The organism is Bradyrhizobium sp. USDA 4501 (assembly GCF_054062115.1).
The window spans coordinates 479,922-493,487 of sequence record NZ_JBSSEX010000001.1 but is presented as its reverse complement, the minus strand read 5'-3'; the positions used below and the strand labels follow the sequence as shown (position 1 = coordinate 493,487).

The 13,566-nt window shown below is 63.6% G+C and carries 12 protein-coding genes; 6 read left to right on the top strand and 6 right to left on the bottom strand.

The window, feature by feature from the left end; genetic code table 11:
* Positions 1-405 precede the first annotated feature (405 nt).
* Together dinB and ACVWZM_RS02440 are read left to right on the top strand one after the other, a co-directional pair.
* The gene (dinB, locus tag ACVWZM_RS02445) at positions 406-1,653 is read left to right on the top strand and encodes a DNA polymerase IV (protein WP_456851722.1); all 1,248 of its coding nucleotides are present in this window, start codon (positions 406-408) and stop codon (positions 1,651-1,653) included.
* A gap of 113 nt (positions 1,654-1,766) precedes the next feature.
* Entirely contained in the window at positions 1,767-1,976 is a 210-nt protein-coding gene (locus ACVWZM_RS02440) for a hypothetical protein (protein WP_456851720.1), read from the top strand.
* An 81-nt stretch (positions 1,977-2,057) separates the two neighbouring features.
* On the opposite strand, the gene pyk is transcribed toward ACVWZM_RS02440, so the two are convergent.
* The 6 genes from pyk to ACVWZM_RS02410 form a co-directional block, all read right to left on the bottom strand.
* Complete coding sequence (gene pyk / locus ACVWZM_RS02435; RefSeq protein ID WP_456851718.1) at positions 2,058-3,473, bottom strand: pyruvate kinase; 1,416 nt, start codon at positions 3,471-3,473, stop codon at positions 2,058-2,060.
* A 3-nt stretch (positions 3,474-3,476) separates the two neighbouring features.
* Positions 3,477-4,784 carry a glycerate kinase type-2 family protein gene (locus ACVWZM_RS02430; protein ID WP_456851716.1) on the bottom strand — a complete coding sequence of 436 codons (1,308 nt, stop codon included), beginning with the start codon at positions 4,782-4,784 and terminating at the stop codon, positions 3,477-3,479.
* Between the two features lie 30 nt (positions 4,785-4,814).
* The gene (gene oxlT / locus ACVWZM_RS02425) at positions 4,815-6,173 is read right to left on the bottom strand and encodes an oxalate/formate MFS antiporter (RefSeq protein ID WP_456851714.1); all 1,359 of its coding nucleotides are present in this window, start codon (positions 6,171-6,173) and stop codon (positions 4,815-4,817) included.
* Positions 6,174-6,238: 65 nt separating this feature from the next.
* A complete protein-coding gene (locus ACVWZM_RS02420) occupies positions 6,239-7,021 on the bottom strand; it encodes a fumarylacetoacetate hydrolase family protein (protein WP_456851712.1) in 783 nt (260 codons plus the stop codon).
* 5 nt (positions 7,022-7,026) lie between these two features.
* A complete protein-coding gene (locus tag ACVWZM_RS02415) occupies positions 7,027-8,046 on the bottom strand; it encodes a 2-dehydropantoate 2-reductase (protein WP_456851710.1) in 1,020 nt (339 codons plus the stop codon).
* Between the two features lie 85 nt (positions 8,047-8,131).
* Positions 8,132-8,545: a CBS domain-containing protein gene (locus ACVWZM_RS02410; RefSeq protein ID WP_456856604.1), complete on the bottom strand. Its 414-nt coding sequence runs from the start codon at positions 8,543-8,545 to the stop codon at positions 8,132-8,134.
* Positions 8,546-8,783: 238 nt separating this feature from the next.
* Here ACVWZM_RS02410 and ACVWZM_RS02405 point away from each other — a divergent pair, with 238 nt between their 5' ends.
* The 4 genes from ACVWZM_RS02405 (at position 8,784) to ACVWZM_RS02390 (ending at position 13,436) form a co-directional block, all read left to right on the top strand.
* Positions 8,784-9,632, top strand: coding sequence for an IclR family transcriptional regulator (locus ACVWZM_RS02405; RefSeq protein ID WP_253640158.1), 849 nt, complete (start codon positions 8,784-8,786; stop codon positions 9,630-9,632).
* 181 nt (positions 9,633-9,813) lie between these two features.
* A complete protein-coding gene (gcl, locus tag ACVWZM_RS02400; RefSeq protein WP_168856846.1) occupies positions 9,814-11,601 on the top strand; it encodes a glyoxylate carboligase in 1,788 nt (595 codons plus the stop codon).
* A 36-nt stretch (positions 11,602-11,637) separates the two neighbouring features.
* Complete coding sequence (hyi, locus tag ACVWZM_RS02395) at positions 11,638-12,423, top strand: hydroxypyruvate isomerase (RefSeq protein ID WP_456851708.1); 786 nt, start codon at positions 11,638-11,640, stop codon at positions 12,421-12,423.
* A gap of 125 nt (positions 12,424-12,548) precedes the next feature.
* Positions 12,549-13,436, top strand: coding sequence for a 2-hydroxy-3-oxopropionate reductase (locus tag ACVWZM_RS02390; protein WP_456851706.1), 888 nt, complete (start codon positions 12,549-12,551; stop codon positions 13,434-13,436).
* Positions 13,437-13,566 lie beyond the last annotated feature (130 nt).

Here is a 13,566-nt window from a genome sequence, read left to right as displayed (position 1 = left end):
AAAAGCCCTGCGCGGCAAAGTCAGCCGGCTGGTGAGCGAGCTGGTGTGGCAATACGCGCAAGCTGCGTGCCGCCGCTCGCAGAAGCCGCCGTCATGCACCTCGAACGATCCGTCGACGTGCCTCGCGTTTGGTGCCTCGCAGCAACTCCCGCTTCGATCTCCCGCGGCCGAGATCGGGGGCGATGGGGCGAGGCCGGCTGAAGGAGAGCCGGCAGATCCTCTCGTGCGGCAAGCGCGCGCGCAGGGCGGTAACGCGCGTTGACGACCTGGCGTCGTTCACGGCGCCAGCGGCTGCGACGGCGTGCCCGATTGACTCGATTTCAGAATGTTCCTATTTTGTTCTGCTGCCGATTTCCACGTCCGGAGACGGGCGGCTCCGGTCAGGGCAGGGATGAGCGGGTCGAGATGGCAGCCGCAGCCACCATCCTTCATGCGGACCTCGATGCATTCTACGCATCGGTCGAGCAGTTGCTCGAGCCGTCGCTGCGCGGCAAGCCGATCGCGGTCGGGGGCGGCGTTGTGCTTGCGGCGTCCTATGAGGCCAAGGTCTTCGGAGTGCATGGCGGCATGTCGGGGCGGGAAGCGCGCCAACTGTGCCCGCAGCTCGTTTTCGTCGGCGGCCATTTCAGCGATTACCAGCGGCTGGGTGACGCGGCCATCAAGGTGATCGGCGACTTCACGCCGCTGGTCGAGCGAATTTCGATCGACGAGGCGTTTGCGGACGTCGCCGGCTGCACTCACCTGTTCGGAACGCCTGCCGAAATAGCCGCGTCGATCCGGTGGCGCGTGCGCAGCGAGCTCGGCCTTCCGATCTCGGTCGGCGTCGCCCGCACCAAGCATCTGGCGAAGATCGCCTCGCAGGTCGCAAAGCCCGACGGACTTGTCGTCGTCGATCCCGACGCCGAGCTGAGCTTCCTTCACGAATTGCCGGTTGGGTTGATGTGGGGGGTAGGGCCGGTCACGAGGACCCGGTTGGACGCGATCGGCGTCACGACGATCGGTCAGCTCGCCAAATTGTCGGAACGGTCGCTGACGCTCTTGCTCGGTCCGGCGGCGGGCGAGAAACTCGCCGCGCTGGCCTGGAATCGTGATCCGCGACAGCTCAAGCCACACCGGCGCGCACGATCGGCGGGGGCACAATCGGCGCTTGGCCGAAAGCCTGCGATCGAGCAAGTCATCCGGCCCACGCTGCTTCATCTCGCCGACCGCGTCGCCACGCGGCTTCGGGCGAAATCACGGCCTGGACGAACCGTGACGGTGCGCGTCCGTTTCGCCGACCTGAAGTCGGTGACGCGCTCGATGACGCTCGATGCGCCGGTGTGCACGACCATCGTGCTGGCGCGGCTCGCCGAGAATCTGGTGCGCGCTGCTCTTGCTGACCATCCCGGCGAGAAGATCATCTCGCTGCTGGCGATCTCGATTTCGCATCTCGAGGAGCATTGGGATCTTGCACTGGAGCTTCCACTCGGACTGGAGGACGAAGCGCTTCGGCCCGGAAGTCCGACAGGGATGGCCCGCTGGGCGGCGGACCGTGCGATCGACAAGATCCGCGATCGCTTTGGCTGGGAGGCGATCGGATATGGTTCAGCGGCGCTGGAGGCGGTTCATTCGGTGCCCGACGCGTTTCGCAAGCTTGCCGAGAGAGAGCTCTAGCGCTCGCCGGTTCACGTACCTGTCACTGCATTAAGAAAAGGCAATTTGGAATCGCGCGCTTGTGAGTGGCGACCCTGTACGACCGGCCTATTTTGAGGCTGCGGAGGACAGCCATGAAGCACAGCGCCGAACTAATCCAGACGATGCGCGAAGCGTTGGATGCGGTCATGGCAAGCGTACCGGCGGATCAATCCGTGTTCGGTCTCAAGGCCGCTGTTGCGGAATGCATCCTGCGAGCCGCAGCTCACGGCCAGACATCGTTCGACGGGCTCGTGACGTCGGCATCCGATCAGCTTCAGTCGATCATCTCGATGCTGACCTAGGCGATCGGGATGCGCGCGACCGTCGCGTTCGCCTTGCCGCGCGGTGCGCTGATGATGCAATCGCTCGGGCCGACGGTTCTCTCAGGGCAGCGATACGACCCGTAGATTGTTGGTCGTTCCCGCTTGTCCAAAGGGAATGCCGGCGACCACGACCAGCAGATCGCGGCTCGATGCAAACTGCTCTGCTTGCGCGAATGTGGTTGCGCGCTCGACCATCTCCTCATAGCTCTGAACGTCGCCGGAAAGCACGCTGTGAGCGCCCCAAAGCAGGCACAAGCGGCGGGACACTTCGCGGCTTGGGGTGATGGCGAGGATCGGGCGGCTCGGCCGCTTGCGCGCGACGCGTGCGGCCGTGGTGCCGCTCGACGTATAGGCCACAATGGCTGCGGCGTGAACGACGGAGGCGAGATCGGCCGCCGCCGTTGCCACGGCATGCGGTGGCGTTTGCTCTTCGCCGGGCTGGGTCGCCTCGACGATCGAGCGGTACATCTTGTGTTGTTCGGTGCTGCGGATAATGCGGTCCATCATCTCGACCGCCTCGCGCGGATATCGGCCTGTCGCGGACTCCGCCGACAGCATCACGGCGTCTGCGCCGTCATAGATGGCGGTCGCAACATCGGAGACTTCCGCACGTGTCGGCGTCGGGGCTGCGACCATCGAGTCCAGCATTTGCGTGGCGACGATCACGGGCTTCACCGCGAGACGGCAGGCCCGCACCAACTCCTTCTGGCGCCCCGGCACGTCCTCATGCGGGATTTCGACGCCGAGATCCCCCCGCGCAACCATGATGGCGTCGCACAGCTGGATGATATCGTCGATCCGTTCGAGCGCGGCAGGTTTCTCGATCTTGGCCATCAGGCCGGCACGGTCCCCGACGAGGCCTCGCGCCTCGATGATGTCCGAGGGCTTCTGCACGAACGACAGCGCAACCCAATCCACGCCAAGTTTCAGGCCGAACTCCAGATCGAGGCGATCCTTCGCAGTCAGCGGTGAAAGATCGAGGACCGTCCCCGGCAGATTGACGCCCTTGTGATTCGAGATCGTGCCGCCGACGATCACCTTGGCTTCGATGAAATCGTCACCGAGCCCGGTAACGCGAACGCGGACCCTGCCGTCGTCGATCAGAAGGTCATGGCCGGGGGCAACGGCGGCAAAGATCTCCCGATGCGGGAGGGGAATTGCGGTTCGGTCGCCTTCCGATCCGGACAAGACGAACCGTATGGTCTCTCCGGCCACTGCGGCGATCTTTCCATCGCGCAAGGTGCCGACGCGGATCTTCGGGCCCTGGAGGTCCATCAGGATGCCGATCGGACGGCCGACGTCCTGTTCCAGCTTTCGGATCGCCGCGTGAACGCGTGCGTGATCGCTCTGTGTTCCGTGACTGAAGTTCAGGCGGAACGTATCGACGCCCGCCAGCAGCAGCGCCTCGAGCATCTCGGGGGAACTGCTTGCTGGACCAACGGTTGCGACGATCTTGGCGCGTCGATGACGGCGCATGGGTCACCTCATTGCTGGCTTGATTCCCGGCTTGCCGGCTGCAATCAGCACGGCGCGGATATCGTTGACATTGGTAAGCGTCGGCCCGGTGCGCACGAGGTCTCCAAGGCGGTCGAAGAACGTATAGCTGTCATGGGCAGCCAGATGCGCCCGTGCGTCAAGCAGATTCGCGGCGGCGCGCCGCAGCGTATCCGGACCGATCAAAGCGCCGGCCGCATCTTCCGTTCCATCAATTCCATCGCTGTCGCCCGCAACGGCCCAGATATCGGATGCGCCGGACAGGGCGACGGCAAGCCCCAGCAGGAATTCGGTGTTGCGGCCGCCGTGTCCCGCCGGCCCGCGCCCGATCGTCACCGTCGTCTCGCCGCCGGACAGCAACACCGCGGGGGCAGGGCCCGGCTGCGCATGTCTCGCGACCGACCGGGCGATGCCGGCCATCACGGTTCCGAGTTCCCGTGCCTCGCCCTCGATCGCGTCTCCAAGGATGATCGGCGTCAGGCCTTCGTCCCGGGCGGCGCTGGCCGCAGCGTCAAGCGCATGGAATGGAGCGGCAAGGATGCGGACATCAGCATCGATCTCGCCGGGCTTGGGTGTCTCGTCCGCTTGTTCGAGCACAAGCCGCGCCGCTTCCGGCAGGTCGATTGCAAAGCGGCCAACGATCTCCAGCGCAGCGGCTTTCGTGCTGCTGTCCGGCAGCGAGGGACCGGAGGCAATCGCCGCGGGATCGTCGCCGGGAATGTCTGAGATCACAAGGGTCGTGACGCGGGCGGGACGGGCGGCCAGCGCCAGCCGACCGCCCTTGATCGCGGACAGATGTTTGCGGACGACGTTCATCTCGGCAATCGTCGCGCCGCTTGCAAGGAGTGCCCGGTTGACCGCCTGCTTGTCGGCGAGAGTCATCGGAGATGCCGGCAGGGTCATCAGCGCCGAGCCACCGCCGGACATCAGGGCGATGACGAGATCGTCTGCAGAAAGCCCCTCGACGGCGCGCAGCATGCGAAGGGCCGCGGTCCTGCTCGTGTCATCCGGCACGGGGTGAGACGCTTCGAGCACTTCGATACGGCCGGCTGGAACCGAATGGTCGTGGCGCGTGACGACGACGCCGGAAAGCGCGACGTCGGGCCATGCCGCGTCGAGGCCCGCAGCCATTGCCGCCGACGCCTTACCCGCGCCGACGACGATGCATCTGCCCCTCGGCTTTGCCGGCAGGGCGTCGGCAATCGTGATCCTCGGATCGGCGCTCGCGATGGCGGCGTCGAAGATTCGCCGCAGGGCGGTCCGAGCCCGCACATCCGTCCATCTGTCGTTCAATCGCTTGCGCTCCGGCCGATAGGTCTCTTGTTATGGCGCCTTCTCGAGACGGTCGTAAGACATGGGTGCCTCAAGTCGACCGCCTGCACCGGGAAAGACCTTTGCGCGAGCGATTGCGGCACTTGCCGTCGCTTCACTGCCGAGAATGAACGCGCGCCGCATCGGCTTGATCAGGAACAACGCGGTGAGGGCAGCGGTCGCATTGAGTGCAACCGCGACGATGAACACGGCCTGCCAGCCGAGCTGGGAAGAGATGATGCTCGCGAGCGGCACGAGCAGCGCCGCCGTGCCCTTCGCCGTGTAGAGCATGCCGTTGTTGGTGGTTGCATATTTGGCGCCGAACGTGTCGCCCGACGTCGCGGGAAACAGGCTGTAGATTTCGCCGAAGACGCCGAAATAGATCGCCGTGGCCAGCACGAAGACAACCGGAATGTGACCGTAGGTGGACAGCGTCAGCAACATCAGCGCCGCTGTCGCGAACGCGATGAACATCGTGTGCTCGCGCCCGATATTGTCGGAGACCCAGCCAAAGAGCGGACGGCCGAAACCGTCGAAGACGCGATCGAGCGAGATGGCAAACGTCAGTGCCGCCATCTGGAAGCCCGCCAGGGTGACCGGCGTGTCCGCGATCTTGAAGTCATGCGCGATCGGCCCGATTTGCGCGGCGGTCATCAAGCCGCCGGAAGCCACCATGACGAACACCACGTACATGACCCAGAAGACCGGGGTGCGCAACACCTGGGGCGGAGTGTAGTCGATCGCACTCTGCGGCAGATTGAGACGCTTTTTCCTGGGTGCTTCGACGCCATGCGGTGGCCGGACGAACCAGGCCAGCAGGATGACGATGAGGCCTTGTCCGATCCCGAAGGTCAGGAAGGTGCTCTGGTAGCCGCTGGCGGCAATCATGTTGGCAATCGGTACGACGGTGAGGGCCGCACCGGCGCCAAACCCGGCGGCGGTTGCTCCTGCGGCCAGGCCGCGCCGGTCCGGAAACCATTTCAGGGCATTGCCGACGCAAGTGCCGTAGACGGCGCCGGCACCGATGCCCGCGACGACAGCTGCCGCATAAAGCGTGACGAGAGAGGAGGCGTATGAGTTCATGATCCAGGCCAACCCGATCATCAGCCCGCCGAACATGATGACGATGCGGGGGCCGTATTTGTCCACGAACCAGGCCTCCACCGGCACAAGCCATGTCTCCGTCATCACGAAAATCGTGAAGGCGAGCTGGATGGCCGGACGGCCCCAGTGAAACTTCGCGTCGATCGGATCAACGAACAGCGTCCAGCCATATTGCAGGTTGGCGATCATCGCCATGCAGACGATGCCGATCGCCAGTTGCAGCCAGCGGAAGCCGCCGGGCGATGATGCCGGGTTGGTGGAGATCATGTACGCTCCTAAGGCAGATAATCGTCGTTTGGGCCGGCTGCGTCGGGTTGTCGTCCCGCCGCAGCCTACTGACGGAATTCGTTGGTCAACTCGCCGATTCCGTCGATCGCGACGGTGACCGTGTTGACGGGCTCCTTCATCACCCCGACGCCAATCGATGTCCCGCAGCAGATCAGGTCGCCCGGCAACAGCGTCATGTCGTGCGAGATCTTGCTGACCAGCGTCTGTGCGCTGAAGATCATGTCCGCGATCGGGTAGTTCTGGCGCTCGACGCCGTTCAGAATGGTGCGCACCACGAGGCGTGCGGGGTCGAGGCCTGACGCAATCACGGGGCCGAACGGGCCGTATCCATCGAAGCCCTTGGCCCGCGCCCATTGCGGGAAGGTCGGGTCGCGATTGAGGATGTCCGCGGCGGTGACGTCGTTGGTGCAGGTGTAGCCGAAGATGAAGGCGTCGGCCTGCTCGGGCGCGACCGCCGCGCAGCTCCTGCCGATGACGATGCCGAGTTCACCTTCGTAGGTCGTCTTGCCATCATAGCCCAAGGGACGCCTGATGACGGCACCAGGCGCGGTGACGCTGGTCGGCGCCTTCAACAGGTACAGCGGTTCGGCAGGCTCAGGTGATTTCAGCTTCTCCGCAAGCGCGTGAAAATTGTTCCAGAGCGCGATGACCTTGCTCGGCTGCGTCGGGGCGAGCAGCTCGACGTTGTCCAGCGCCAGCGTTTGTCCAGTCGGTCGCATGTCGCCGAACATGTCCCCTTCGTGCACGGAGATGCCGGATGGAATGAGTTGCCCGAAGCCGATTTCGGCATGGTGGCGGAAGCGGACCCAGCGCGTAACATTGGCCATCGGGATCACGCCACCGCCAGCGTTTCTGCTGCTGCGGCGCCGGCCGCCCCGTCATAGAGGCCGGCCAGCCTGGTGCGCTGCGCGACCAGGGCCAGCACCGCATCGAGGGCGGGCGTCGCGATTCCTGTCATCCGGCCCATCTCCTGCACCACGGTGATCAACGGATCGATCTCGACCGGACGTCCGCGCTCGAGATCCTGCAGCATCGAGGTCTTGTGCGCGCCGACCTTGCGCGCACCTTCGATGCGGCGTTCGACATCGACCCGAAACTTGACGCCGAGGCTTTCCGCGATCGCCTGGGCCTCCAGCATGATCGCCCGGGACAGCGCGCGCGTGCCCGGATTGCTGCAGATCACGTCGAGCGTCGCGTGGGTGAGGGCGCTGATCGGGTTGAAACAGACGTTGCCCCACAGCTTGAGCCAGATCTCGTCACGGATACGGTCGAGGACCGGAGCTTTCATGCCCGCGGCCACGAACAGCTCGGAAAGTTTCTGGACGTCGGATGTGATCTCGCCGGAGGGCTCGCCCAGCGGAAAGTTGTTGCCGTAGACATGGCGGATCACGCCGGGCGCCTCGATCTCGGTGGCGGGGTACACCACGCAGCCGATCGCGCGCTCGGGGCCGAGCTCGTTCCACTGCTGACCGCCAGGATCGATGCTCTCGAGCGTCGATCCTTCGTGCCGACCACCGTGCTTGTGGAAATACCAATAGGGAATGCCGTTGACGGCGGTGACGATGCGGGTCCGATCGCCCAGCAGCGGCCGCATGGGCTCGATGACACCGGTGATCGAATGCGCCTTGAGGCAAATGATGACGTAATCCTGCTCGCCGAGTTCGGCGGGGTTATCGGTGCAGCGAGGATGCACGACGCGCTCCTCGTCGCCGATCAGGAGTTTCAGGCCTTTCTGCCGCATTGCGGCGAGATGCGCACCCCGCGCGACCAGGCTGACATCGGCACCAGCACGCATAAATTCGACACCGAGATAGCCGCCGATCGCGCCGGCGCCGTAGATGCAGATTCTCATTCGATCCTCGCAAGCAGAGTAGGGACACAGCAGGAGCCGCAGCGGCTCGAACCGAGTAGCGTGGCAATGGCCTTGGGCAAGTCTGTCAGGCCGCGCAGGCGGCTTCCTCGAAAGCAAGGGTGATGTCCCGCATGCTCACGACGCCGACGAGCCGGCCGTTGTCGATGACGGGGACATGGCGGATCCCATGACGGGCCATGAGGCGCTCGACATCCGTGAGCGCATCTTGCGAATTGCAGGACAGCAGCGGCCGCGGTGAGATAAACTGCGCGACTTTCATGGCAAGTCCATTGGTGCCGCGCTCGGCGATCACAGCGACGACGTCGCGCTCGCTGAACATTCCGATCACGGCGGCGTCCTTGCTGCGCGAGGCGTTCCTGACCACGAGGGCGCCAACATTGCTCGCGCACATCAGGTTCGCCGCAATGCTCACGGTTTCGTTCGAGCCGATCGTCACCACGTGCGCATTGTTGGCGCGAAGGATGTCCCCGACGTACATGGCATCGTCCTCCCGGTTGTTTGTTTGGATCGTCGTAAAATGATCGTGGTATACATTATCCCAGAAGTCAAACAAAAGAATCGAGCCATCTGCTGAGAAGAACGGCAAAAATACTGACCTATTCGCGAATATTGTCGCCTTGACTCTAGGGCCTTTTGGTATGCCATATGCCAATTGTGGCGCTCGCTCTCGACGAGCAATTTCGTTCTGAACCGCAACCGGTTAGGGGCAAGTCGTGATGAAAAGAGAGCCGATCCGGCGCAAGCCGTCCGATCCCGATCTTCGCGCGCAGCCGGAGCTGGACGCGCGCGACGGCGGTGTTCAGTCCGTTGATCGCGCCATGCAAATCCTGGAGACACTTGCAGAGGATGATGAAGGCTATCGGCTGACTGATCTGGCGATCCGCACCGGCCTGTCTCCCTCGACCGTACATCGGCTGCTGACCACGCTCGAGAACCGCAGGTTCGTTCAATTCGACCGCGACGAATCCAAATGGCACATCGGCGCGCAAAGCTTCGTGGTCGGCTCGACCTTCGTGCGCCGGCGGAATTTTGCCGCGCAGGCACTGCCTTATCTGCGCAAGCTGCGCGACCAGACCCGGGAAACGGCCAATCTTGCCGTGGTCGACGATGAATCCATCATCGTCGTGTCCCGCATTGAAAGCCGTGAGATCATGCGCTCGCTGACCAAGGTCGGCGGACGCGTCGCGATGATCGCCTCGGGAGTGGGCAAGGCGGTGCTGGCTACCTATTCCGATGCAGACGTCAACGCGATCATTCGCCGTCAGGGCATGCCGCGGCTGACGGAAAAATCGATCGTGCGGCCCGGCGAGTTGTTCAAGGAATTGGAGAGCGTGCGGCGTCAGGGTTATGCGGTGGATGATGAAGAGGCGCGCCTCGGCCTGCGCTGCGTGGCCGCGGTCGTCTTCAACGATTGCAACGAGCCATATGCCGCAATCTCGGTATCCGGCATGGCGGACAGGCTGACGAACGAACGCTTGCCCGAGATCGGTACGATCGTGCATCGGATCGCAGCCGAACTCACGGCCGAACTTCGCGGGAACCGCACGCAGCAAGCGCAGGCGTAGGGCGGGCTGCAATTCCGTCCGCAACAATTTCCATTTCTACGCTGACGCTAATCGTTTGAAGACGCGCAAGAAATCGCGAGCGTTGCCACAGCGCGGAAATTCCAATCGATTGCGTTGAGATCGATGCTCGCGGGCCTGATGATCCTGCTCAGGCCAACTCATAGCGAAGCGGGATCATCACATGAAGATGCGAGCAGTCGATGCAGCAGTGCGCATTCTCCAACGCGAAGGGATCACGTGCGCATTCGGCGTTCCCGGCGCAGCGATCAATCCGCTTTACTCCGCACTGAAGCGCAACGGCTCGATCCAGCATATTCTGGCGCGGCACGTCGAAGGCGCCTCGCATATGGCGGAAGGCTATACCAGGGCGAAGGCGGGCAATATCGGCGTCTGCATCGGCACATCGGGTCCGGCCGGCACCGACATGATCACCGGCCTCTACTCGGCGATCGCTGATTCCATTCCGATCCTCTGCATCACCGGTCAGGCGCCGCGGGCGCGGCTCTACAAGGAGGATTTCCAAGCCGTCGACATCGAGTCGATCGCAAAACCAGTGACGAAATGGGCCGTCACCGTGCGCGAGCCGGCGCTGGTGCCGCGCGTGTTCAGCCAGGCTTTCCATGTCATGCGGTCGGGGCGGCCGGGACCGGTGCTGATCGACCTTCCGCTCGATGTGCAACTGGCCGAGATCGAGTTCGACGACGAGACCTATTCACCGTTGTCGGTCTACAAGCCGACGGCGACGCGCAAGCAGATCGAGAAGGCACTCGAGATGCTGAACGCCGCGGAGCGGCCGCTGATTGTGGCCGGCGGCGGCGTGATCAACGCCGATGCATCCGAGCTGCTGGTCGCCTTTGCCGAAGCGGTCAACGTTCCGGTCGTTCCGACGCTGATGGCCTGGGGCGCTATTCCTGACGATCATGCGCTGATGGCAGGCATGGTCGGCTTGCAGACCAGCCATCGCTACGCCAACGCCACGATGCTCGAATCCGATTTCGTGCTCGGCATCGGAAATCGCTGGGCCAACCGGCATACCGGCTCGATCGAGACCTACACGAAGGGCCGCAAATTCGTGCATGTCGACATCGAGCCGACGCAGATCGGGCGGGTCTTCAATCCGGACCTCGGTATCGTCTCCGACGCCAAGGCCGCGCTGGAAATGTTCGTGAGCGTCGCCAGGGAGTGGCGGAAGTCCGGGAGGCTGCGCGATCGGCAGGCCTGGCCCGCCGCCTGTCGCGACCGCAAGCGTTCGATGCTGCGCAAGAGCCACTTCGAAAACATCCCGATCAAGCCCCAGCGCGTCTACGAGGAAATGAACAAGGCCTTTGGCCGCGACACCTGCTACGTGACCGTGATCGGATTGTCGCAGATCGCTGGGGCCCAGTTCCTCAACGTCTACAATGCGCGCAACTGGATCAACGCCGGGCAGGCCGGTCCTCTCGGCTGGACACTGCCGGCCGCGCTTGGCGTGCGTGCCGCCGATCCCGACCGCGACATCGTCGCGCTGTCGGGTGACTACGACTTCCAGTTCCTGATCGAGGAGCTCGCGGTCGGGGCGCAGTTCAATCTGCCCTACATCCACGTCGTCGTGAACAATTCATATCTCGGCCTGATCCGGCAGGCGCAGCGCGGCTTCGACATGGACTATCACGTCCAGCTCTCGTTCGAGAACATCAACGCGCCCGAGATCGGCGGTTACGGCGTCGACCATGTGGCCGTCGCAGAGGGTTTGGGCTGCAAGGCGATCCGGGTCACCGATCCGAACGACGCGCAGGCGGCGTTCGCGACCGCACGCGAGCTGATGGCGAAGCATCGCGTGCCCGTGGTCGTGGAGTTCATTCTCGAGCGAGTCACCAATATCGCGATGGGAACGGAGATCGACAACATCGTCGAGTTCGAAGAGGTACTCGATCTTCCGCTCGATGACGTGCCGAGCGCATCACGATCCGGCACGCTGTTGCCGGCCTGACCACATCTTTCATCGCCTCAAGCGGAGATACGACCCGTGCCTCAATTTGCCGCCAATCTCACCATGCTCTTCAACGAGCTGCCGTTCCTCGATCGGTTCGCGGCCGCCAAGGCGGCCGGCTTCAACGCAGTCGAGTATCTTTTTCCTTATGACTTCGAAAAGGGCGCGTTGCGGGAGGAATTGGCGCGCTGTGGGCTGACCCCGGTGCTGCACAATCTTCCAGCCGGCAACTGGGCCGCCGGTGAGCGTGGCATTGCGATCCTGCGCAATCGGGTCGATGAATTTCGCGACGGCGTGGTGCGCGCGATCGACTACGCAAAGGCGCTGGATTGCCGGCAGCTGAACTGCCTGGTCGGCATCGCTCCAGCCGATACGGATAGGGCGGACCTGCAGGAAGTCCTCGTGTCCAACCTGCGCTTCGCCGCAGGCGCGCTCGCCCAGCATGGCATCAGGCTCCTGGTCGAACCGATCAACACGCTCGATATTCCCGGCTTCTTCCTGAGCCGTACGGAACAGGCGGTGCAGCTCATTTCCGATGTTGGCTCATCCAATCTGTTCATCCAGTACGACATCTATCACATGCAGATCATGGAAGGTGATATCGCGCGGACCCTGCAGAAGCATCTCGGCCGGATCGCGCATGTCCAGCTCGCCGACAATCCGGGCCGTTATGAACCGGGAACCGGCGAAATCAACTACTGCTATCTGTTCAAGCATCTCGACAGCATCGGGTATCGGGGCTGGATCGGGTGCGAATACAAGCCGCGGACGACCACGCTCGAGAGCCTGGGCTGGCACGCCGCACAGACTTTCGTGACCTAGAGCCTGTTCCGTTCCGATTGAATCGGGACGGAGCTCTGGAATTTTATTTAACGCGGTTTCTTCACGCGAGCCGAGAGTCGCTCGCCGGAAAAACGCCTTCATCCGGCTGACAGGGAGCAACGACAATGAAAGACATCGGATTCATCGGACTTGGCACCATGGGACGTCCGATGGCCGGCCACCTCCTGGCTGCCGGCTATCGCCTGTTCCTGCACGACGTCGTACCTGTTGCGCCTGAGTTGATCGCGGCCGGCGGCATCGCTTGCGAGTCCGCCAAGCAGGTGGCGCAGGAGGCGGACGCCGTGATCATCATGGTACCGGACACTCCGCATGTCGAAGCCGTGCTGTTCGGTCAAGGCGGCGTCGCGGAGGGCATCTCCAAAGGCATGATCGTGACGGATATGAGCTCGATCTCTCCGCTGGCGACGAAGGAGTTTGCACGCTGGATCGATGCGCTCGAGGCCGATTATCTCGACGCGCCGGTCTCCGGCGGCGAAGTTGGTGCAAAGGCGGCCAGCCTGACCATCATGGTTGGCGGGCGGGAGCGGGCGTTCAATGCGATGAAGCCCCTGTTTGAAACGATGGGGAAGAATGTCACGCATGTCGGCGGCAACGGCGACGGCCAGACCACCAAGGTTGCGAACCAGATCATCGTGGCGCTGACCATCGAGGCGGTGAGCGAGGCGTTGCTGTTCGCCTCCAAGGCCGGGGCCGACCCCGCATTGGTGCGCCAGGCGTTGATGGGCGGCTTCGCGTCGTCGCGAATCCTCGAAGTGCACGGCGATCGTATGCTGAAGCGCAATTTTGATCCGGGCTTCCGCATTGAGCTGCATCAGAAGGATCTCAACCTCGCGCTGGAAGGTGCGCGCGCGCTCGGCTTGTCGCTGCCAGGCACTGCCGCAGCCCAGCAACTGTTCAACGCCTGTACCGCCCTCGGCGGCAAAAGCTGGGACCATTCCGGCATTCTGAGAGCGCTGGAGGTCATGGCGGGCCACGAGGTCGCGGCTGCCTGAGCGCCGCGGAGGGGAATGGACGAAAATATCGTGGGCCTGGTCGGTGCGGGGACGGTAGCGCCTACCTGCCACGGATCAGGCGCCTGGCGCCCAAGCCGATCGCTCAGCGTTCGGATCGTTTGCTGGGCAT